Annotated in this window: 22 protein-coding genes; 10 read left to right on the forward strand and 12 right to left on the reverse strand. The window is 31.3% G+C overall.

Going from position 1 to position 23076, the window contains the following annotated elements; translation table 11 throughout:
• Nucleotides 1-23 precede the first annotated feature (23 nt).
• Together QM746_RS12535 and tpx are read right to left on the reverse strand one after the other, a co-directional pair.
• Nucleotides 24-476 (reverse strand): nuclear transport factor 2 family protein, encoded by a 453-nt coding sequence (locus QM746_RS12535; RefSeq protein WP_414984541.1) that lies wholly within the window; start codon nucleotides 474-476, stop codon nucleotides 24-26.
• Between the two features lie 84 nt (nucleotides 477-560).
• Nucleotides 561-1058, reverse strand: a complete 498-nt coding sequence (gene tpx / locus QM746_RS12540) for a thiol peroxidase (protein WP_374360005.1) — start codon at nucleotides 1056-1058, stop codon at nucleotides 561-563.
• A 148-nt stretch (nucleotides 1059-1206) separates the two neighbouring features.
• Between tpx and QM746_RS12545 the strand changes: the two genes are divergently transcribed.
• Nucleotides 1207-3423 carry an NADP-dependent isocitrate dehydrogenase gene (locus QM746_RS12545; protein ID WP_414984542.1) on the forward strand — a complete coding sequence of 739 codons (2217 nt, stop codon included), beginning with the start codon at nucleotides 1207-1209 and terminating at the stop codon, nucleotides 3421-3423.
• 127 nt (nucleotides 3424-3550) lie between these two features.
• Here QM746_RS12545 and QM746_RS12550 read toward each other — a convergent pair whose 3' ends face one another.
• The 4 genes from QM746_RS12550 to katG form a co-directional block, all read right to left on the reverse strand.
• Complete coding sequence (locus tag QM746_RS12550; RefSeq protein WP_414984543.1) at nucleotides 3551-3997, reverse strand: hypothetical protein; 447 nt, start codon at nucleotides 3995-3997, stop codon at nucleotides 3551-3553.
• Nucleotides 3998-4164: 167 nt separating this feature from the next.
• Nucleotides 4165-4986: a hypothetical protein gene (locus tag QM746_RS12555; protein ID WP_414984544.1), complete on the reverse strand. Its 822-nt coding sequence runs from the start codon at nucleotides 4984-4986 to the stop codon at nucleotides 4165-4167.
• Nucleotides 4976-5476 carry an RNA polymerase sigma factor gene (locus QM746_RS12560; protein WP_374360013.1) on the reverse strand — a complete coding sequence of 167 codons (501 nt, stop codon included), beginning with the start codon at nucleotides 5474-5476 and terminating at the stop codon, nucleotides 4976-4978. The genes QM746_RS12555 and QM746_RS12560 overlap by 11 nt, the downstream gene beginning before the upstream one ends.
• Nucleotides 5477-5587: 111 nt before the next feature.
• Complete coding sequence (gene katG, locus QM746_RS12565; RefSeq protein WP_414984545.1) at nucleotides 5588-7834, reverse strand: catalase/peroxidase HPI; 2247 nt, start codon at nucleotides 7832-7834, stop codon at nucleotides 5588-5590.
• 214 nt (nucleotides 7835-8048) lie between these two features.
• Here katG and QM746_RS12570 point away from each other — a divergent pair, with 214 nt between their 5' ends.
• Nucleotides 8049-9581, forward strand: coding sequence for a S41 family peptidase (locus QM746_RS12570; RefSeq protein ID WP_414984546.1), 1533 nt, complete (start codon nucleotides 8049-8051; stop codon nucleotides 9579-9581).
• A 78-nt stretch (nucleotides 9582-9659) separates the two neighbouring features.
• On the opposite strand, the gene QM746_RS12575 is transcribed toward QM746_RS12570, so the two are convergent.
• On the reverse strand, nucleotides 9660-9989 hold the full coding sequence (locus QM746_RS12575; RefSeq protein WP_374360019.1) for a single-stranded DNA-binding protein: 330 nt from the start codon (nucleotides 9987-9989) through the stop codon (nucleotides 9660-9662).
• A gap of 262 nt (nucleotides 9990-10251) precedes the next feature.
• On the opposite strand from QM746_RS12575, the gene QM746_RS12580 reads away from it, so the two are divergent.
• Nucleotides 10252-10944 carry a DUF6994 family protein gene (locus QM746_RS12580; RefSeq protein WP_414984547.1) on the forward strand — a complete coding sequence of 231 codons (693 nt, stop codon included), beginning with the start codon at nucleotides 10252-10254 and terminating at the stop codon, nucleotides 10942-10944.
• 118 nt (nucleotides 10945-11062) lie between these two features.
• Here the strand turns inward: QM746_RS12580 and QM746_RS12585 are convergent, their stop codons facing one another.
• The 3 genes from QM746_RS12585 to QM746_RS12595 all read right to left on the reverse strand — a co-directional run bounded on the left by QM746_RS12585 (nucleotide 11063) and on the right by QM746_RS12595 (nucleotide 14821).
• Nucleotides 11063-11488 carry an SRPBCC family protein gene (locus tag QM746_RS12585; RefSeq protein WP_414984548.1) on the reverse strand — a complete coding sequence of 142 codons (426 nt, stop codon included), beginning with the start codon at nucleotides 11486-11488 and terminating at the stop codon, nucleotides 11063-11065.
• A 36-nt stretch (nucleotides 11489-11524) separates the two neighbouring features.
• Nucleotides 11525-12253, reverse strand: coding sequence for a nitroreductase family protein (locus QM746_RS12590; protein ID WP_414984549.1), 729 nt, complete (start codon nucleotides 12251-12253; stop codon nucleotides 11525-11527).
• A gap of 552 nt (nucleotides 12254-12805) precedes the next feature.
• A complete protein-coding gene (locus tag QM746_RS12595; protein ID WP_414984550.1) occupies nucleotides 12806-14821 on the reverse strand; it encodes a urocanate hydratase in 2016 nt (671 codons plus the stop codon).
• Between the two features lie 250 nt (nucleotides 14822-15071).
• On the opposite strand from QM746_RS12595, the gene QM746_RS12600 reads away from it, so the two are divergent.
• On the forward strand, nucleotides 15072-15458 hold the full coding sequence (locus tag QM746_RS12600) for an acyl-CoA thioesterase (protein ID WP_374361849.1): 387 nt from the start codon (nucleotides 15072-15074) through the stop codon (nucleotides 15456-15458).
• A 42-nt stretch (nucleotides 15459-15500) separates the two neighbouring features.
• On the opposite strand, the gene QM746_RS12605 is transcribed toward QM746_RS12600, so the two are convergent.
• Together QM746_RS12605 and QM746_RS12610 are read right to left on the reverse strand one after the other, a co-directional pair.
• Entirely contained in the window at nucleotides 15501-15782 is a 282-nt protein-coding gene (locus QM746_RS12605; RefSeq protein ID WP_414984551.1) for a hypothetical protein, read from the reverse strand.
• A 94-nt stretch (nucleotides 15783-15876) separates the two neighbouring features.
• On the reverse strand, nucleotides 15877-16527 hold the full coding sequence (locus QM746_RS12610; protein WP_414984552.1) for a protein-L-isoaspartate(D-aspartate) O-methyltransferase: 651 nt from the start codon (nucleotides 16525-16527) through the stop codon (nucleotides 15877-15879).
• Between the two features lie 136 nt (nucleotides 16528-16663).
• On the opposite strand from QM746_RS12610, the gene QM746_RS12615 reads away from it, so the two are divergent.
• The 6 genes from QM746_RS12615 to QM746_RS12640 all read left to right on the forward strand — a co-directional run bounded on the left by QM746_RS12615 (nucleotide 16664) and on the right by QM746_RS12640 (nucleotide 23052).
• Nucleotides 16664-17629: a Gfo/Idh/MocA family protein gene (locus QM746_RS12615; RefSeq protein WP_414984553.1), complete on the forward strand. Its 966-nt coding sequence runs from the start codon at nucleotides 16664-16666 to the stop codon at nucleotides 17627-17629.
• 312 nt (nucleotides 17630-17941) lie between these two features.
• Nucleotides 17942-18853, forward strand: a complete 912-nt coding sequence (gene bla, locus QM746_RS12620) for a class A beta-lactamase, subclass A2 (protein ID WP_414984554.1) — start codon at nucleotides 17942-17944, stop codon at nucleotides 18851-18853.
• Between the two features lie 43 nt (nucleotides 18854-18896).
• Entirely contained in the window at nucleotides 18897-19487 is a 591-nt protein-coding gene (locus tag QM746_RS12625; protein WP_414984555.1) for a hypothetical protein, read from the forward strand.
• Between the two features lie 85 nt (nucleotides 19488-19572).
• Nucleotides 19573-20466: a 3-hydroxybutyryl-CoA dehydrogenase gene (locus QM746_RS12630; RefSeq protein ID WP_414984556.1), complete on the forward strand. Its 894-nt coding sequence runs from the start codon at nucleotides 19573-19575 to the stop codon at nucleotides 20464-20466.
• 20 nt (nucleotides 20467-20486) lie between these two features.
• Complete coding sequence (locus QM746_RS12635) at nucleotides 20487-21629, forward strand: hypothetical protein (protein WP_414984557.1); 1143 nt, start codon at nucleotides 20487-20489, stop codon at nucleotides 21627-21629.
• The gene (locus tag QM746_RS12640; protein WP_414984558.1) at nucleotides 21616-23052 is read left to right on the forward strand and encodes a hypothetical protein; all 1437 of its coding nucleotides are present in this window, start codon (nucleotides 21616-21618) and stop codon (nucleotides 23050-23052) included. Before QM746_RS12635 ends, QM746_RS12640 begins: the two co-directional genes overlap by 14 nt.
• The last annotated feature ends 24 nt before the right edge of the window (nucleotides 23053-23076 follow it).

The raw sequence follows: 23076 nt of genomic DNA on the forward strand, positions 1-23076 counted from the left end.
AATTAGAAGTTAGAGGTTATATTTTATTTAGAATTATCAAAATAGGTGTAATCTTTGGTTATTTTTCCGTTTTCTATGGTAAAAATGGTACAAATAGGCAATTGAAATCTGGATTTATCTGGCAAAGTTCCAGACGCTACAAATTCTACAATTACGTTTTTATCACCCGAAGGATAAACAGCAACTACAGAATCTTTTACATCACCAAACTGTTGCTGCAATGCGGTATATTCTTTTACAATTTGCGTTTTCAATTTTTTTTGAGCAACCATACCAGAAGCAGGTTCTTTAAATTCTGCATTTTCGATGTACAAATCTGCCATTTTTTGCCAATCGTGATTATTGAAATGTACAAAAAGTTCTTTGGCAACTTTTTCGTTATTTGCAGAATTACTTTCCGAGATTATTACTTTTTCTTCGTTTTGTTTGCAAGAAAACACGAAGAAAGCCAAGGATAAAAACAATAAATTTCTCATCACAAAATATTTTTAAGTTTTACCAAAGATAAAAAAAGCGTACTCAAAAAAAGTACGCTTCTATTAAAAAATTACAAATTGCTATTATTTAACTGCTTCTAAAGCAGCTGCATAGTTTGGTTCTTGAGCAATTTCTGGCACTTGTTCGGTATATTTTACGGTACCGTTTTCGTCCAAAACAATTACTGCTCTGCTTAATAAACCTTTAAGTGGAGAATCTGTAATGGTTAAACCATAAGTTTCGCCAAAATTGCTTCTAAAATCTGAAAGATTAATCACATTTTTAAGACCTTCAGCAGCGCAAAATCTACCCAAAGCAAAAGGTAAATCTTTAGAAATATTAAGAACTACTGTATTTTCTAAAGAATTTAAATCTGCATTAAAATGTCTTGCAGAAGCAGCGCAAACTCCAGTATCAATACTTGGAAAAATATTAAGAACTACTTTTTTTCCAGCAAAATCAGAAAGAGATTTTTCTGATAAATCTTCTGCTACCAATGTGAAGTTTTGAGCTACAGAACCTACTTCAGGAAGGTTTCCTGTGGTATGAATTTCATTTCCTTGTAATGTAATACTTGCCATGTTTTTTTTATTTTAATCTTAGTCAAAGATATTATTTTTAAATGGAAAAGAAATAATGTATTTATAAATTGATTCGTTTCATAATTTCTATAAAAATCCCTAAATTTGCTAACTTCTTAATTTTTAACAAATAAAAACTGAAAAATAAATGTCTTTATCTAAAATTTATTACACCCTTACAGATGAAGCTCCTATGTTGGCAACTCATTCTTTTTTGCCAATTGTAAAGGCTTTTACTCAATCTGCAGATATTGAGATTGCTGTTCCAGACATCTCTCTTTCTGGAAGAATTTTAGCTAATTTCCCGGAATTTTTAAAAGAAGACCAAAAAATTGGTGATGCTTTAGCAGAATTGGGAGAATTGGCAACAAAACCAGAAGCTAATATTATTAAATTGCCTAATATTTCTGCTTCTATTCCTCAGTTAGAAGCTGCTATTTCAGAATTGAAAGCTAAAGGATTTGCGATTCCTAATTATCCTGCAGAACCAAAAACTGAAGACGAAAAAGCTATTAAAACTAAATATGCAAAAGTTTTGGGAAGTGCTGTAAACCCAGTTCTTAGAGAAGGAAACTCAGACAGACGTGCCCCAAAAGCAGTGAAAAACTACGCAAAAGCAAATCCTCATAGAATGGGAAATTGGGCATCTGACAGCAAAACAGACGTTGCACACATGAACAATGGAGATTTCTATGGTACTGAAACTTCTACCACTCTAGAAAATGCTACGAAATACAAAATCGTTTTCAAAGGAAATGATGATTCTGAAAAATTATTGAAAGATTTTGCTCCTTTAAAAGCTGGCGAAGTGATAGATTCTTCTGTAATGAATCTTAATGCTTTGAAATCTTTCGTTAAAGATGCGATTGCAGAAGCTAAAAATAGAAATGTATTGCTTTCTGCACATCTTAAAGCTACTATGATGAAGGTTTCAGACCCTATTATTTTCGGGGCAATTGTAGAAACTTTCTTTAGTGAAGTTTTTCAAAAATATGCAGAAACTTTCAAATCTTTAGATATTAACCCAAACAATGGTTTAGCAAATTTATACGATAAAATTGCAGGCATTCCTCAGGAAGCAGAGATTAAAGCAGACCTAGAAAAAGCACTAGAAAACAGACCAAGAGTTGCTATGGTAAATTCGGACAAAGGAATTACCAACTTCCACGTTCCAAGTGATATTATTGTAGATGCTTCTATGGCAGCGCTAATACGAGGTGGCGGTAAAATGTGGAACAAAGAAGGGAAAGAAGAAGATACGGTTTGTATCATCCCAGACCGTTCTTATGCTGGTTTTTACCAAGCTTGTATTGATGATATGAAAGCGAACGGAAAACTAGACCCTACAACGATGGGTTCTGTTCCTAACGTTGGATTGATGGCTCAAAAAGCTGAAGAATATGGTTCTCACGACAAGACTTTCCAAATTTCTGGAGAAGGTGTAGTGAATGTTGAAGACGAAAACGGAAATATTCTTCTTTCTCAAAAAGTAGAAAATGGTGATATTTTCAGAATGTGTCAAACTAAAGATGCTCCAATTCAAGATTGGGTAAAATTGGCGGTAAACAGAGCAAGATTATCTGATACACCTGCTATTTTCTGGCTAGACAAAGGAAGAGCTCACGATGCTGAAATCATCAAAAAAGTAGAAAAATATCTTAAAGATTACGACACTACAGGTCTAGACATCAGAATTTTGGATGTAAAAGACGCTATGACGGAAACTTTAAAAAGAGCAAGAGAAGGTAAAGATACCATTTCTTGTTCTGGAAACGTTTTGAGAGATTATTTAACAGACCTTTTCCCAATTCTAGAACTAGGAACTTCTGCAAAAATGCTTTCTATTGTACCGTTGATGAATGGTGGTGGTTTATTCGAAACTGGCGCTGGTGGTTCTGCACCAAAACACATCGAACAATTTATAGAAGAAGGATATTTAAGATGGGATTCTTTGGGTGAATTTTTGGCACTTCAAGCCTCTTTAGAGCATTTGGCTCAAACTCAAGGAAACCAGAAAGCTCAAATTTTGGCAGATGCTTTAGACGAAGCGAACGCTAAATTCTTAGCAAATGACAAATCTCCTGCAAGAAAAATTGGAGGAATAGACAATAGAGGTTCTCATTTCTATTTGGCAACTTATTGGGCTGAAGCTTTGGCTGCTCAAACAAAAGATACTGAAATTGCGGCTAAATTTGCTCCTGTAGCAAAAGCAATGCAAGAAAATGAAGCAAAAATTAATGAAGAATTAATTGCGGCACAAGGTTCTGCTCAAAACATCGAAGGTTATTACAGACCCAACGAAGCAAAAACTTATGCTGCTATGAGACCATCTGCTACACTTAATGCAATTGTAGATGCGCTATAAGATTATAAATTTTAGACTATAAATAGAACTCCCGAAATTTCGGGAGTTTTTATATTTTAAAGATAAAACTAAATCCTTATAACTATAAAAAATTAGTATTGAATAGCTTTTTATTCAACGTAAAAAATTAATTAAAACAAATATCAAACTGATTCTTTTTATTAAAAAGTGAACTTAAAGACACTAGTATTATAAAAGGAACCGTCAATGTAAAGTTAAACTGTATCTCTTTAAAAAATAAAGAAAAACAAATAACAAAAGCATAAACAATTAAAAAACCTATAAGAAATCCTTTAATTGCCTTTTCTAATTTTTCATTTGCAGGACTCCAAAAATAACTCTCTTTAATTCCTACTGGCAATATTGGTTTTTCTGAGTTTAAGTCAAAATGCTTTTCTACCACAGAATAATCACTTTTAATTACAATCTTATGATTTCCTAAACTTGTTATATAATCCAATTTTGGAGTTCTTTTATCTAAACTTCCTATAAATATATCATCTAAAAATACCTCATATCGGTTATTCTTAAACAAAGCTCTTCTAGTAAGTTTTAATTTTAATTTTCCGTTCATCTGTTAATGATTAAAAATTAATGAGTAATGTAATATAAAAATTTCCCGAATTCATATCCTAAATGATATAATGTAAACGCTAAAAAAATTATCAAAAAAATAATTTTCAAGGAAAAATATTTTAGCAACTTATCAACTTCATTTCTTGTTTTCATATTATTTGTTTTTTATTTCCCAAAAAGTTCTTTTGCATCTAGAACGTTATATTTCGCGCCAAAATAACCTGCTGCAAATCCCACCAATCCAGATAGAATAAATAAAATGATAAAAGAAATAACCATCCAAATTAAAAAATTAATTTGCAATCCTTTGTCTCCGAATTTCTTTTCAAAAAACACTTTTGATTTAAAATATAATGGATTTTTAAAATTATAATCAATATTGAGGATTTTTCTGTCCACATCAAAAGTATCGTCTTCGTTTAAACTTTGGATAAGAGACGAAATTTCGTTGATGTACTTTCCGTACAATTCTTTGAGCCAAATTTTACCAACGATATACAAGAAAAAACACGTAAAAAAGAAGCTAAAACTAAAGATTAAAATTTGCGTTTGATTTCTCAATGTAAAATGAGTTGAAACCAATAAAACACAAACTAAAATCGGAATAAAAGCAATGTAATACGATTTATACAACTCTTTATGAATCACCAATTCGCTTCTTAAATTCAACAAATGATAATTGGTAGTGAGGTTTACTTTTGAAATAATTTGGTACAACTTAAAAAATTTAGCAAAGTAATAAGCTGTAATTCCAATTCCCAATAAAATTAGAAAAATGATGATAAAACGGTCTTCGTTTTTAATGATAAAAGGAAAAAAAACAGCAATTATCAATACATAACTCACAATGGAATACCAAAATTCCATTTTCATGTTTCGTCTAATTTTTTCTAAAGGATTGTTTATTTTATGCTGATGGTCTAAAGAAATTTCGGGTGCCGAAACCTCTTCATTTTGCCATTGTTTTTGTAATTCATCAAAATTCATAACCGTATTTTTTTATGATTTGTTGTAATTTTTCTTTCGTTCTGTTGAGTTTCACGCGCGCGTTTATTTCGCTAATTCCTAAGTTTTGAGAAATTTCTTTGTGATTTTGACCTTCTAAAAACAAGAAAATCAAAGCTTTTTCTATAGGATTGAGTTCTTGCACTGCTTTGTAAAGAAAATCTATTTGAATTTCTTTCTGATGAGTTTCTTCTTCGGCTACGTCTAGATTTTCGTATAAAAAACCATTGTCTGGCTTTCTTTTTTCGGTTTTCAAAAAAGTAAGCGCCGTATTAAGACTTACTCGGTATAACCATGTAGAAAACTGACTTTTGCCTTCGAATTTCTGGTAAGATTTCCACAATTGGAAGACAATTTCCTGATACAAATCTTCTCTATCTTGTTGGTTATCTACATACATTTTAGAAATTTTGAAAATCATGCCTTTATGATTTTCTATTTTTTCTAAAAATTCTTGTTGTAGGTTTACCATTTTCTTCTTTCTAAGGAGTTAGTATAAAAATAAAAAAAATGTTACAACATCTAATAAAAAATCCTCCAAAGCATCTACTTTGAAGGACTTTAAAAACAAAATTTATAACAATTATTTCAAATCGTATCGGTCTGCATTCATTACTTTAGACCAAGCTTTTACAAAATCTTTTACAAATTTTTCTTTGTTATCGTCTTGTGCATATACCTCAGCGTAAGACCTTAAAATAGAATTAGACCCGAAAACCAAATCTACTCTTGTTGCCGTCCATTTGGTAGCTCCAGATTTTCGGTCAACAATATTATATTGATTTTCTGCTGTAGGAATCCATTTGTTGTTCATATCCGTTAAATTCACAAAGAAATCGTTGCTTAAAACACCTACTTTATCTGTAAAAACACCATGAAGCGAACCTCCGAAATTGGTACCTAAAACTCTCATTCCGCCAATTAAAACCACCATTTCAGGAGCAGTAAGTCCCATCAACTGAGTTCTATCTAATAATAATTCTTCAGCTTTTACAGCGTAATTATGTTTGGTGAAATTTCTAAATCCATCATGAATGGTTTCTAAAAATTCGAAAGATTCTACATCCGTTTGTTCTTGTGTAGCATCTCCTCTACCTGCGAAGAAAGGAACAGTGATTTCAACTCCAGCTTCGTAAGCTGCTTGCTCTACTGCTGCTGTACCTCCCAAAACGATTAAGTCTGCAATAGATACTTTTTTAGGTAATTTAGCTTGAATTTCTTCTAATTTAGATAAAACTTTATTCAATCTTTCAGGTTCGTTGGCTACCCAACTTCTTTGAGGTTCTAACCTAATTCTTGCGCCATTAGCACCACCTCTGTAATCAGAACCACGATAAGTTCTAGCTGAATCCCAAGCAGTATTAATTAATTCTGTTCTTGTTAATCCAGCATTTAATAAAGTTTGTTTTAAATCTGCGATTTCAGATTCAGACAGCGTATAATCAACAGCAGGAATTGGGTCTTGCCAAATTAAATCTTCTGCCGGAACATCAGCACCTAGATATCTAGATTTAGGACCTAAATCTCTATGAGTAAGTTTGAACCAAGCTCTTGCAAAAACATCCGCCAATTCATCAGGATTATGTAAGAATCTTTCAGCAATTGCTCTAAAACCTGGGTCTACTTTAATTGCCATATCAGCATCCGTCATCATTGGATTTCTTTTCACATTAGGATTGTGAGCATCAACAGGTTTGTCTTCATCAGAAATATTTACAGGTTCGTATTGATGAGCACCTGCTGGCGATTTTGTTAATTGCCAATCGTATTTGAAAAGTAGTGTAAGAAATTCGTTGTCCCATTTTGTAGGATGTGTAGTCCAAGCGCCTTCAATTCCTGAAACAATGGTATTTCCTGCATTTCCAGAACCTTCAGGATTGTGCCATCCCAAACCTTGCTCAAACACCTCTGCCGCTTCTGGGTCTGGTCCTAATTTAGAAGCATCGCCGTTTCCGTGCGCTTTTCCTACGGTATGTCCACCAACTGTTAACGCAACCGTTTCTTCGTCATTCATTCCCATTCTGCTGAACGTTACACGCATATCGTGAGCGGTTTTCAATGGGTCTGGATTACCATCAACACCTTCAGGATTTACATAGATTAATCCCATTTGCACTGCCGCTAAAGGATTTTCTAGAGAATCACGATTTTGGTCATCATGATAACGATTTTCTGTAGCATCTAACCATTTTTTCTCAGAGCCCCAATATACATCTTTCTCAGGTGCCCAAATATCTAATCTACCGCCACCAAAACCGAAAGTTTTAAGACCTACTGCTTCATAAGCAACAGTACCTGCAAGAACAATTAAATCTCCCCAAGAAATTTTATTTCCATATTTCTTTTTAATAGGCCACAAAAGACGACGTCCTTTATCTGTATTCACATTATCTGGCCAAGAATTAAGCGGAGCAAAACGTTGGTTACCTGTATTAGCACCACCTCTTCCGTCCATAGACCTATAACTTCCTGCCAAATGCCAAGCTGTACGAACAAACATACCTACATAGTTGCCCCAATCTGCAGGCCACCATTCTTGGCTATCTGTTAATAACGTTTTAATATCATTTTTAACCGCTTCTAAATCTAATTTTTTAAATTCTTCGGCGTAATTAAAATCTTCTCCTAGCGGATTTGTTTTGGTATCGTGCTGAGACAAAATATCTAGATTAAGTGCATTAGGCCACCAATCCATTACCGATTCGTTATTAGAAGTTAATCCACCATGAATTACAGGGCATTTTCCAGAAGTTGAAGCATGAGAATTAGTATCTTCAACAGGCAAATTGTGATGAGGGAAAGGACATTTTCCTTGTTCTGATGTGCTCATAATATAAAATTTGTTGTTAATATTTTTTGCCAAAATTAAAAGAAGTTATCTTCATTAAATTAATTTTTAGAATCAAAGAATTGATACGAATTATAGATAAAACATATCAACTAAATAAAAATCAATACAAACAATCTATTGAAAATTGATTTTGTATTTTCTTATACAACAAAATCTTCTAAATTTTCCCTATTTTTGAGAGTAATTATTCATCATGAAGAAATTTTCCCACGTACTCGTCTCTCTTTTGTTGGTCTCTTGTACCTCTGTAAAAGAGTTTAATAAAAAATTAGAAGAACCTATACCTTCTGTAAAGTTAAAACAAGATGTAGATTTTGCCAACAAAAAATTGCAAAAATTTCACCCCAATCTTTATTGGTATATCACTAAAAATCAGTTAGATTATAAATTTGACAGTTTAAAACAAACCATCAAACAACCTTTAAAACCCAGCGAATTTTACCTGAAATTAGCTCCCATTATTGCTGATGTGAGAGAAGGGCACCTTAGATTGGTCCCTTTAGAAAAAAAACTCACCAAAAAGGAAACAAAAAAACTAAAAAACCAAAAAGGATTATTAAACAGATTTAATTATGTGATACAAGACAATCACCTTTATCTAAAAGATAATGCAGAAAATGTAGGAAACCTAAAAGTAGGCACAGAATTGTTAAAAATTAACAATGTTCCTGTGGCTGAAATTCTTAATAAATACAGACCTTTGGTTACCAGTGATGGCTACAATACCACTTACCAAAAATATTCTTTAGCAAGAAGATTTAATACTTATTTCACTTTAGAATACGGAATTTTAGACAGCGTAAAAATAGAAACCAAACAAAAAGACAGCATACAAACCTTAGTTTTAAAAAGAGAAACAAAAACCAAAACCGAGAAGAAAAAAGAAAAACAAGACCAAAAACTTACGCAAGAAAAGAAAACCAAAGGTTACAACCCAATTACAAAAAGTTTCAACAGAAATTTACAATTTTTAGCAAAAGACAGTTCTGTGGCGTATATCAAGATTAAATCTTTCTCTGGAACTTACTCCAAAAAGTTTTACAAGGAAACTTTTGCCACTTTAAAAAAAGCTAAAACGAAGTATTTAATTATTGATATTCGGGATAATTTGGGCGGTTCTTTGGCTGAAATCAACAATCTTTACACTTATTTTGCTAAAGAAAAATTCAAATTCATCAAAGACATAGAAGTAAGCAGCCGCACTTCTATTCTTTCTACCGATTACCTCAGCAATTTCCCTACTTTTACCAAACCATTGGGGATTATTTCGTATCCACTTTATATGATGTTTTCGGTAATTAGCACCAAAAAGAAAGATGGAAAATTCTACATAAAAGATTTATTTCCTTCAAAAAAACCAAAAACCAACGCTTACAATGGCGAAACCTATGTTTTGATTAACGGAAGCAGTTTTTCGGCATCTTCTGTTATTTCTGCAAAATTAAAAGCAGACCATTTGGCAACTCTTGTAGGCGAAGAAACGGGTGGCGCAAACGACGGAACCGTTGCCGGAATTTACACCACACAAAAACTTCCCAATTCTAAAATGAAACTCCCGATTGGACTTTTCCTTATTCAACCGAATATTGAATTTAGCAACACTATGAAAGGTGTTACGCCAAATGTAGAAATTATCCCTACGTTAGAAGAAGTTCTTCAAAAGAAAGATGTACAACTGAACTGGATTTTGAACGATATAAGTTCTAAAAAAACTTCTCAAAAATAAAACTCTCATTCCTCAGAAAATAACAAAAAAGTCTTGCCAAAATCCGACAAGACTTTTTCATCATTTACATTTTCTGAATTATTTAGTCCCCAAAAGCACCAACTCTTCTACTCTAATTTCGGTGATGTAGCGTTTTTGTCCGTCTTTGTCGTCGTAGGTTCTATACGTAAGTTTACCTTCTACGGCAATTTCTTTACCTTTTTGCACGTATTTTTGCATAATTTCAGCAGTTTTACCAAATGCCACCAAATTGTGCCATTGCGTTTCTTCTACTTTTTCGCCAAGAGAATTGGTATAATAATCGTTGGTGGCTAGGGAAACGGTAGCTTTCATTCCTTTTTCGAAATTTACGATTTCAACTTCTTTTCCGGTGTGACCAATAAGTGTCACTTTGTTTCTTAAAGACATAATATTAAAATTTTAAATTAAACACTAGAAACGAGACGTTCTGTAATTCCCTCGAATCTCTGATGCAAATTTGTGAGGAATAGCAAAAATTAGTCGGTAACTAACCATTTATATCCGTTTATAAACGTTTACAAACGTTTTTATTATTGATTTTATGATGGTTATGTATTTTTTGAAAAGATTTGAATTGTTTGTATATTTGGGTTCACCTATAAGCTTTCAAAAAAATGACCGCTAAAGAATTCGTTAAAAATTTAAAGAAATGATTGATGTGAATTTTGACTTTAGAAAAGATAGTGAATGTGGAGACCCAGACAATGACAGTCAAAAACTTTATGAAAATCACAAAATTTTATGGAACAAAATATTACCGAATGAAAAAATATTTGAGTTTGAAATTCTTATGTTAGGCGGAAAATATGGAAGAATTGTTTTAAAAAATAAATTATGTGCAAATTTATCTAGTGACAGAATGTGCCCTCATTTTGATGGAAAATATAACTTAAAATGTAATGATTGGCTTACTAAATTTGAAATGGAAGAACTAAAAGAAAAAGTTCGCACAGTTGGTGGGCATATTCTCTTCCCTGCTCATAAGAAAAATGGATTCACAATTAATCAAGCAAGAGAAATTTGCGATAGATTTGACTTAACTTTAGAATGCATTCGCAGGTTTTATCTTAATGAAACAAGTCCGCTCTATGATACACTTTTAAATTATGAGGATTTTTTTAAACTTTTTGTAGATTTTAAAAATTATATAGATTTTTTTATACTACAAGACTTTGTAAACGAAAAATATGAAATTCAATTTTCAATTCCATTTGACAATTTTGTCCGTTCACCTCTACCACAAAATATTAACGAATATAAACAATACAAAAATCACACAATTGAATTAATGAATAAAAGAAACAAAAGAATTGCGGAATATTACAAAATGTACTGCACATAATAACTAAGTTTTCGTCTTATCCAAAGGGCATGAGCAAGATGCTTGCGCCAGCATAGAACAATATAGCTTTTAATCATTTATCTCAAAAAAAACTTCTCACTTTTAAGAAGTTTAACATCTATTTTTCGGAAATTTCTTTTACTTTTTCTAAAGCTTTTGGGAAAGTATTCACAAAATAGCTCATGTATTCTTCTGGAGCATTTAAAGTTACTGAGAGTTCTGTTTTCCCGTCTTTTTCGGCTAAATCATATTGTTCTATTGCATTTTCGCCAAATGTTCCTTCTTGCTTTTCGCCGTTTAGAATTTCTCCTTGATGCAGAAAATACATTTTCTCAAAAAGAACCATTTTCTGTATTACGGCAAACATTCCGCTCTTTTCTGGTCCTAGAAAAAGTATTTCGCTACCTTCAGCCAAATCGGATTCATAATAAGAACCTTCATGAAAAACCGAAGTCCAATTTCTATAATTTTCATCTATCCAAAGTGCATCCCAAACGTTTTCTTTAGAAGCATTAATCTCGATGGTAAATTCTAATTTTTTCATATTTTTATAAGCTATTAGAATTCCAAATGTAAACAATTAAATTCTTTTATAAACTTCCTCAAAAGGAACTCTATAACGGTCGCCCCAAATACCTTCGTTGCCTTTTCTTTTTCCGCAAGAAATCACCATATTAATTTCTGCACCACTCGGCAAATTCAAAATATTTTTCACTCTTTTGCTGTCAAATCCTTCCATAGGACAAGTGTCGTATTCTTCGTTTGCCATTGCAACCATAAAGGTTTGAGCAGCCAAACCGCAACTTTTGTGCGCCACAATTCTGGCATCATTTTCAGAAACTTGCAATACCATGGGTCTGAAAAAACTCACCGGAACAGCAATTAATTTTCTTACAAAACCTAAAACTCCAAAAAATCTGGCATACAAAAACGGAATAATCTTTCCGTAATACATTTCGCGGTCTTTGATGCGTTTTTCTTGTCTTTCTGCAGGGCTATTTCTGCGTATATTTTCTCTTTCGAAACTTAGAACTTCTTGAGAACGTTTTTTGTACAAATCTTGTCTCACCACAAAAACCACCAATTCCTGAGCTGTAGAAGCTGCCGTTTGGTCTAGACAAGCCACCGAAAGTTTTTTCAACGTTTCGGGATTTGTAATATGGTAAAATTCGTAGAGTTGCATATTAGACGAACTAGGCGCTAAAGTAGAAAGTGCCAAGCATTTTTTCACCACTTCTGTATCTATTTTCTGAGCCTCGTCATACACTCTTACCGAACGACGAAATTCTAAAACTTCTTGTAAATTCATAGGTTTATTTTTTCTAAAGACGAATGAGTGGGAGTTTTACTTTAAAGGTTTTTTAAATATTAATATCATCAAATTTAAAGACAAGAAACAGAAAAGAAAGTCTTGAATGAAATTTAAATATTTAAATTCTTGAATAAAAAATTCAACACAAATTGGTTCTCCAAAAGGTTTTTTTGTTAAATAAAAATATCTTGGAAAACCATAAGTTTTTACAATCCAATCATTTGAATGAGATAATTCAGAATAAAATAATCCCAAAAAAGTAAAAATAAAAGCCAATAAAATCAATTTCCAATTGAACAATTCTCTCCAACTTCTTTTTTTGAATTTAAAAATCAACAGATTCACAACCAAAAGAATGACTGTAAAAACAATAAAATAATTAAAGCTAAATTGGTTATGAATATTCATTTTCACGTTGCATTCCTACGGAACGCCTATTTTTTATGGTTATATTATTCTACACACCTATCGTTCCTACGGAACGAAAAATCTGTTTAATAAGTAAAATCAGCGAGAGAAAATTTTCCACTTTCAATTTTCAATTTTCACTTAAAAAAGACTCTCATCCACAAAATTCGGCAACGTCACTTTCAAATTCGGTTCTGCTTGCATTGCACGTTTTATCGCAAAAATTGCACCTTCGTTTCTTGCCCAGCTTCTGCGGGAAATTCCGTTGTTTACGTCCCAAAAAAGCATAGATTTTAATCTTCTGTCTGCATCTTCAGAACCATCCAAAAGCATCCCGAAACCTCCGTTAATTACTTCTCCCCAACCAACGCCACCTCCATTGTGAATAGAAACCCAAGTTGCCCCTCGGAAACTGTCACCAATTACATTTTGAATCGCCATATCTGCGGTAAAACGGCTTCCGTCGTAGATATTAGAAGTCTCACGATACGGAGAATCTGTTCCCGAAACATCGTGATGGTCTCGTCCTAAAACTACCGCTTCAATTTCTCCATTTTTAATGGCTTGGTTGAATTTTTCTGCAATTTTCATTCTTCCTTCGGCATCGGCGTAGAGAATTCTAGCTTGTGAACCCACCACCAAATTATTTTCCTGCGCGCCTTTAATCCAAGTAATGTTATCTTGCATTTGTTGTTGGATTTCCACTGGAGAATTCTTCATGATTTCTTCTAAAACTTCGCAAGCGATTTCATCGGTTTTTTGTAAATCTTCTGGTTTTCCTGAAGTACAAACCCAACGAAACGGCCCAAAACCATAATCAAAACACATCGGTCCCATAATATCTTGAACATAAGACGGATAGGCGAATGTTTCGCCACCCATTTTTGACAAACTTACTGCACAAAAATTTCCGTTTTTATCAAGATGAACATTGGCTCCAGCTCTGGAACATTCGAGGAGAAAAGCATTTCCATAATCGAAGAAATATGTTCCTTTTTGGGTATGTTTGTTAATTGCAGCAGCGTGTCTTCTTAAACTTTCCTGTACTTTTTCTTTAAATAATTCAGGGTTTTCTGCCATCATTTTATTAGATTCTTCAAAAGAAATTCCGACAGGATAATAGCCGCCAGCCCAAGGATTGTGAAGTGAAGTTTGGTCGCTTCCTATATCAATTTTTAAATTTTCTTCATCAAATTTTTCCCAAACTTCTACCACATTTCCGAGATAAGCCAAAGAAACAGTTTCGTTATTTTCTTGTGCTTTTCTTACTCTTATAACCAATTCATCTAAATCTTCGTGAATTTCATCTACCCATTTTTGTTCGTGACGAATTTTGGTAATTTTAGGATTTACCTCTGCAATTATTGTAACACAACCTGCAATATTTCCAGCTTTTGGTTGAGCTCCAGACATTCCACCAAGTCCAGAAGTTACAAATAAACCTCCTTTTGGTTCTTTATTTATTTTTCTGAAAGCATTCAGAACCGTAATTGTAGTTCCGTGCACAATTCCTTGTGGCCCGATGTACATATAACTTCCCGCCGTCATTTGTCCGTACTGCGAAACTCCCAAAGCATTAAATTTTTCCCAATCATCTGGTTTTGAGTAATTCGGAATCACCATTCCGTTCGTCACCACTACTCTTGGAGCATATTTATGACTTGGAAACAATCCCATTGGATGCCCAGAATACATTACCAACGTTTGTTCGTTTGTCATTTCAGACAAATATTTCATCGTCAATAAATATTGCGCCCAATTTTGAAAAACAGCACCATTTCCACCATAGGTAATCAATTCGTGAGGATGTTGCGCCACAGCATTACTCAAATTATTTTGAATCATTAATTGAATCGCTTTTGCTTGAAGCGAATTTCCTGGATATTCTGAAATCGGTCTTGCAAAGATTTCGTAATCTGGACGAAATCTGTACATATAAATTCTGCCATATTGCTCTAATTCTTCTTTAAATTCCTGCAATAATTCTGCATGAAATTTTTGTTCAAAATAACGCAAAGCATTCTTTAGCGCTAACTTTTTCTCTTCTTCGTTGAGGATTTCTTTGCGTTTTGGCGCATGATTAATTTTTGTGTCGTATGATTTTGTTTGCGGAAGTTCTGTAGGAATTCCTTGTTGGATTTGTTGTTGGAAGGTCATTTCTTAATTTGAAGTTTGAAATTCGAGATTTGAAATAATTTAAAGTTTTAAAGATATTCAAAATTGTAAAATAGATTGTTATGAAATGTAATAAAATTCCTTCCTCTGGAAAGAAGGCGAAAATTCGAAGGGATTTTTTAGGGTAATTTAACCTCATTTTCTCCAATGAATTAGAACTTGGGCGGTGATAATTTTACAAATTCAAAAAATCCTTGATATGGCGTATATTTGCAAACTCAAAATTAGTAGAATGAATTACGAAGAAAAAATTAAAGCCTCAGAAACCCATGTTTTTAAAGTAGTTTTCCCGAATATTACCAATCACCACAAAACAATGTTTGGTGGTACTGTGATGGAAATGATGGACGAAGTAGCTTTTATGACGGCAACGAGATTTGCCAGAAAATCTTTTGTAACGGTAAGTTGCGACAGAATAGATTTCAAAAAACCAATTCCAGCAGATACTTTGGTAGAACTTATCGGAAAAGTAAAATATGTAGGAAATTCTAGTTTAAAAATTAATATTGAGGTTTTTGTAGAAGAAATGTATGCTGAAATAAGAGAAAAAGCCGTTTCTGGCGATTTTACCATGGTTGCCATAGACGAAGAGAAAAAACCTGTAAAAATTTTCGAGTAAATAAAAAAGGCTTTCTCCGTTTTGAGAAAGCCTTTTTTTGTATTAAATATCTTCGCTTTGTTCTAAATCTTCGTGGTTTTCGCCACCCAAACTCCAATAATTATTTTCTTCGTCTTCGGAGCCTATTTTTTCTTCGGAGTTGTCTAATTCTGAACCTGGAACATCCAAATTCATTTCCATATCGTCATCAATATTAGAATTTTCAATGTTTCCATCTATATCAAGACTTAATTTATCATCCTGATTATAAATATCTTCAGACGAATTATAATTCATCTGTTCTAGTTTTTGGTTTTGTTCTTTTAAATTATCTTCAGGTATCATAATTGTAATATTTTGTGTCTCAAATTTATAACAAAACTTGCAGTTACATTCACAAATATTAAAATTATATAAAAATCTTTAAAATTGAAGCAAACTATTTATTGGTTCTGCCGAGCATTGGCACAAATTTATAGATTCCAAATTCTTCTTTTTCAAATTCGGTTTCGGAGATTTTGGTAAAACGGTAGAGAATTTGTTCGTCTGTTTTCCCCATTGGAATTACCATTTTACCACCAATTTTCAGTTGTTTTAATAATTCTGTTGGCAGAGATTCTGCGCCACAGGTTACAATAATTTTGTCAAAAGGAGCAAAAGTAGGCAAGCCCGCAAAACCATCTCCAAAACTTTGAAATTTCGGACGAAGATGCAGTTCTCTTAATTTTTTTTGGGAAAAATCGAACAAATCTTTTTGTCTTTCTACGGTATAAACCCAAGCATTCATTGCCACTAAAACGGCAGCCTGATAACCGCTTCCTGTGCCAATTTCGAGAATTTTTTCTTTCTCGTTTACTTCCAGAAGTTCTGTTTGCTCTGCAACGGTTGAAGGATGAGAAATGGTTTGATTTGCTGCAATAGGAAAAGCGCGGTCTTCATAAGCAAAATCTTCAAAAATACTTTCTATAAATAGATGACGCGGAACTTCGTTTATGGCTTTTAACACTTTTTCGTCTGAAATTCCGGTTTTCGTTCTAAGATAATCTACTAATATTTTACGTTTCCCCTTATGTACAAATGAATCCTGCATTTCACAAAAATAGTAATTTTTTGGTTCATAGTTATTGGTTGTTGGTTTTTAGATTAAAAAAAATCTGATAAAATTCAATAAATCATCAATCTACAACCAACAACAATTTCTTATCTTTACAGAAACAAAAAATTCTATGTTAAAAGCAGGTTTGGTAGGTGCTGGTCACCTTGGAAAAATACACTTAAGACTTCTAAATCAATCAGATAAATACGAATTAATAGGCTTTCATGATAAAGATGTAGAAAACGGTAAAAAGCTAGAAGCTGAATTTGGTTACAAATATTTTGAAAATTTCGACGATTTATTAAATGAAATAGAAATGTTAGATATTGTAACACCTACCATTTATCATTACGATTACGCAATGAAGGCCATAGAAAAAGGGCTTCATTTTTTCATCGAAAAACCCGTAACTAAAACCCTTCAAGAAGCTGAAGAAATACTTTATAAATGCCGAGAAAATGGCATAAAAGCACAAGTAGGACATGTAGAAAGATACAATCCTGCGTTTATTGCATCTAAAGATTTCATCAAAAATCCTATGTTTATAGAAATTCACCGTTTGGCAGAATTTAACCCAAGAGGAACAGATGTTTCGGTGGTTTTGGATTTGATGATTCACGATTTGGATATTTTACTTTCTATTGTAAAATCTAAAGTGAAAGAAATTCACGCAAGTGGAGTTTGTGTAGTTTCTAAAACGCCAGACATTTGCAATGCCAGAATAGAATTTGAAAACGGATGTGTAGCGAATTTAACAACTTCTAGAATTTCTATGAAAGCGATGAGAAAATCTAGATTTTTCCAACAAGACGCTTACATTTCGGTAGATTTTTTAGAGAAAAAAGCAGAAGTAATCAGAATGAAAGATGCGCCAGAACATCCTACCGATTTCGACATGATTATTGAAAATGCAGACGGAGAAAAATCTCAAATTTTGTTTGAATATCCAAACATTCAGGCGAATAATGCTATTTTAGACGAATTGAATTCTTTTGCTGATTCTATTACCGAAAACAAACACGTAGAAGTTTCTCTAGAAGATGGAACAGAAGCTTTGAAAGTAGCATTAGAAATTATGAAACTGATTTCTAAGTAACCTAAAACCTTTATTGGCAAGCATCTCCAGCGATTTGAAGAAATTTTTTAAAATTTATTTATAATCTCATTTTGAGACAATGAAATTATTTATATATTTACAAAAAAATCAAAATGAAAAAAATCGCTATTTCTTCAATGGTTTCAAATGCATTGAAAACAATAAACAATTTTTAATAATCAAAATTTTTTATTAAAAATAGCAGTTTAATTTAGAATATTTTGAGATAAAATAAAGTTGTTTTTCATATATTTGGATTTATCCAAACCTCATAGGTTTTCACTTATGGGGTTCTATTTTAAATAACTGATTATGAAATACTTAAAAATTATATTACTTCTCATTCCTGCACTTATTTTTAGTCAAAAAGGCAACCTTAATCAAGAAATTAGTAAAATTACAAATGGTAAAAATGCAACCGTTGGCGTTTCTGTTCTAGGAATTGATTTCCCTTTTAGTTACAACAATGCCAATGCCGACAAAAAATTGCCCATGCAAAGTGTATTCAAATTCCATATTGCAATGGCAGTTTTGGATTTGGTAGATAAAGGAAAATTGAGTTTAGACCAAAAAGTATTCATCAAAAAATCTGAACTTTTACCCGAAACTTGGAGTCCAATTAGAGAAAAAAATCCCGAAGGAAATTTTGAAATGCCTATTTCTGAATTAATTCAATATACTGTTGCACAGAGCGATAATGTAGGCTGTGATATTTTGCTAAGATTAATTGGCGGCACGCAAGTAGTACAAAAATTTATGGATTCTAAAGGTGCAAGAAATTTCAAAATTGTTTACAACGAAGAAACCATGCAAAGTGCTTGGAAAAACCAATATGAAAATTACCTTACCATGAAATCTTCAAGTAAAATTTTGAAAAATTTTTATCTTGGTAAATACTTATCAAAAGAATCTACCAAATTTCTAATGGATGTGCTCTACTCTACTTCTACAGGAACAAATAAATTGGTAGAACAATTGCCAAAAACTGCAAAAATTGCACACAAAACAGGTACATCTGGCAAAAATAAAGACGGACTAACAGGTGCCGAAAATGACATTGCCATTATTACATTGCCCAACGGAAAACATTACGCCATTTCGGTTTTTGTAAGCGATTCTATGGAATCTAGTGTGGTAAATTGTAAAATGATTTCGGATATTTCTAAAGTGGTTTATAATGAATTGAGCAACCCAAAATCTGGGTTCTTTTTCTATATGAAGTAAATTTAAAGCATCTTTGTCATTCAGTAGGAATCTAAATCAAGAAATGAAACATTTAATAAAATATTTAACAATTATTTCACTTTTTTTATCATTCATTCAATGTAAAAAAAACACTGAAAAAGATGAATATGAAATTGCAAATCTAATTTTAAAGAGAAATATTACTGCTTTTGGTATAAAAATTTTTCCTCCAAAAAAAATTGTATTTGGCTCAATAGAACATAAAAAATTTAATGATAGTTTAGTTAATAATTTAAAACTAACTTATTATCTATATCCAAACTTTTACAAATTAGATACTTTAAAATATTACAAAAGTAAAAAAGCATTAGACGATTCAGAAAATTTTTTAAATGAAAAGTTAGACGAAATAGATTTTAGTAAAATTAAAAATTTAAAAATAAAAAGAATTAATTCTATTCCTTACAAAGACGAAATTTTTGGTAAAAAATATGACAATTTAACTGGTCTTTATACTATTTCTGATATTATTTTCAATGAAAAAATGACAATAGCATATTGTGAAATAAACATCTCATGTGGTGGAAAATGTGGTAAAGGAATAAAATATGAATTAAAAAAAATTAATGGTATTTGGAAAATAATTAAAGAAGAACTACTGTGGATTTCTTAAATATTAAATAATTGATTTTCCTTCGAAAGCACAACTAAAAAGTGCAAAACTTGAAATTTTCTAACTTGAAAAAAAAATATATATAATGAAAAACATCGTCGTAATAGGAGCTGGAACTATGGGCAACGGAATTGCTCATACTTTTGCACAAACTGGCTTTAAAGTCAATTTGGTAGATGTTTCGGAAGAAGCTTTACAAAAAGGCATTTCCACTATTTCTAAAAATCTAGACCGAATTATTTCCAAAGGAAACCTTACCGAAGAACAAAAGGCAGAAACCATCGGAAATATTACTACTTATACTCAACTTTCTGATGCTTGTTCAGAAGCGCAACTTATTGTAGAAGCTGCTACTGAAAATTTAGATTTAAAACTCAAAATCTTCAAACAAATGGATGAATTGGCACCAGAAAATTGCATTTTGGCTACCAATACTTCGTCTATTTCTATTACAAAAATTGCTTCGGTAACCCAAAGACCCGAAAAAGTTATCGGAATGCACTTTATGAATCCAGTCCCGATGATGAGATTGGTAGAAATCATCAAAGGTTATTCTACTTCCAAAGAGACTTTTGATGCAATTTTTGAAATGTCTAAAACTCTAGGAAAAACCCCAGTAGAAGTGAATGATTATCCTGGTTTTGTAGCCAATAGAATTCTAATGCCAATGATAAATGAAGCGATAGAAACACTTTACAACGGAGTTGCTGGTGTAGAAGAAATAGACACGGTAATGAAACTGGGAATGGCACATCCAATGGGACCACTTCAGTTGGCAGATTTCATAGGTTTAGACGTTTGTTTAGCCATTCTGAATGTGATGTATGATGGCTTTAAGAATCCTAAATACGCTCCCAATCCTCTGTTAGTAAATATGGTTACCGCTGGAAAACTTGGCGTAAAATCTGGTGAAGGTTTTTATGATTATTCGGAGTCTAAAAAAGCAGAAAAAGTGGCGGAAAGGTTTATTAAATTTTAATTTGGAAAATTCAAAAAATAATGATTAATACTATAATTAATAAAATTAAAATATGGCATTGTATTGCAATCATAATAATAGGAATCTTAATAAGATTATTTTTATTTCCTTATAAAGTTGGAGATTATATATATTATTTTGAGCCTTGGTTTGTATTCATTAAATCACATGGAAGTTTTCAATCTTTAAAATATAATTTTTATAATTATAGCCCTGCTTACATTTACTTTTGCACACTAATAGTTAAATTAAACTTAAATTCTTTATTTGCTATAAAAGCTTTATCTGTTATATTTGAGTTATTTGCAGCTTACTATGTAGCTTTATTAGTAAATTTAAAATATAACAATAAGAAAATTATTTGGCTTGTTATTGCTATTTTTTCCATTATGCCTACATTTATCATAAATAGTAGCTATTGGTCTCAATCTGATTCTATATATTCTGCTTTTACAATTGCATCGGTTTATTATGCTATTAAAAAAAAATATTTTGCCGCTATTATTTTCTTTAGTATTGCTTTTTCATTCAAAATGCAAGCAATATTTATTAGCCCTTTCTTTTTTTTATTATTTCTTAAGAACAAAATAAAATGGTATTACTTTATAATGATTCCATTAATGTACATTATTACAATTATACCAACTTGGATAGCCGGAAGACCATTTTTAGATTTAATTACTATTTTTGTTAAACAAAGTACTTATTATGAATCACTAACTATGAATTTCCCTAACTATTATATCTTTATTAATAATAATTATTATGAACCTGTAAAATATATAGGAATTATAACCACTTTTCTATTTGTTTTATTTACAACACTTTTACTTAAAAGTAATAAATGGAAATTCAATAATGAAAATTGGATAAAATTTGCATATATCTCAGTAGTTATTACCCCATTTTTACTACCTGGTATGCACGAAAGATATTTGTATCTTGCAGATGTCTTAGGAATTGTCTTTTTATTATATTTCCCTCAAAAATGGTATATACCAATTACCTTAATTACAGTTTCCACATATTCTTATATCAGATGTTCTAGACTTAATGAAATTTTACCTCAAGAACCTGCCTTTATACTATTTCTATTAATGATTATTTTTTTAATTTCAGACTTTTACAAAAACATAAAACCAACTACTCTTGAAAAACTCTAAAAATATTTCTATATTAATATATGGAATTTTAATTGCTATTTATCTCATTTTAGGCTTAATAAGTTTAAATTTTGTTTACTTTGGTGATAATATTATGCAAATTTCAAAATCTGCACATTGGTATTATTTAAATGATTTTCAATATTTCCTAACGCCTAAAGTATCCTCAGGTTCCGACTTGGCTGGAACTGGATATCACCCACCTATTTTAGGCCTTATAGTAGCTTTTTTATGGAAAATAATTGGTTACCATCTTTGGATCTACCATTCTTTGGCAATTATTTGTTTTTTTTTACTAATCTATAATTTAAAATTATTTTTAAAGAATTTTTTTAAAGAAGAGTATATCCCTTGGATAGTTGCAATAATAATGCTAGAACCTACAGTAATGGCTCAATTTGCAGTAGCATCACCAGATTTTATACTTTATACTGCATTTTTTATTTGCCTAAGAGCCATATTTGATAAGAAAAAACTACTTTTTTCTTGTGCATTTTTTTTCTTGTGCGCTATTAGCATGCGAGGTATTTTTGCTGGTATATCACTATTTATAGTTCATTTTCTTTATGTTAAGATAAAACAATTAAATAATAATCAATATATTATAAGATGGAGTTTAGCTTATTTACCAACTTTCATTTTGCTTTCTTTATATTTTATTATTTACTTTATGAATAGAGGTTGGTTTTTTAATGACTCAATTTACACTGAACATTACCAACAACCAAAAGATTTTCGTTTCATAATAAAGCATTTTTTTTCTTTTGTACTTAGAGCTATAGAAAATGGCAGATTTTTTATTTGGACTCTTTTCTTGGTATTTTTACCAAAAATTTGGAAAGAAAGGATTTATTTTTTCAATAAAATTGGCTTTATAATATTATTATTTTTAGAATTATATTCAATATATTTCATTTTTATATTTATATCTCAAATGCCTTTTTCAAGCAGATATTTTTTGCCTCAATATAGCTTATTAACAATACTGATTGCATTTATTTTATATAAATATTTACCTTTAAAAAAACTAAAAATAATATTTATAATTACATTATTACTAGAACTTACAGGGATTTTTTGGATTTATCCTGAAAAAATATCAGTTGCTTGGGACGGTACACTAGCGCATTTACCATTTTATAACCTTAGAAAAGAATGTTTTAATTATATTGATTCACAAAAAATTAATTACAATGAGATTAATGCAGGTTTTTGCTTATATGGAAAAAGAAAGTATATTGAAATGATAAATTCGCCTAAATCAATAGAAGGAAATACAAATGGAAAATATTACATTTATTCAAACATTTCTAATGAATCTGACGAATTAATAGAAGAATTGAATAATAAAAATATATGGAAAAAAGTAAAACAATTTCAACAATGGCCAGTCCATATTATTATATATAAAAAAATTAATTAAAAGACTATTATACAAAATTAATTA

Origin of the sequence: Cloacibacterium sp. (assembly GCF_047601505.1) — a bacterium.
Classification (GTDB): domain Bacteria; phylum Bacteroidota; class Bacteroidia; order Flavobacteriales; family Weeksellaceae; genus Cloacibacterium.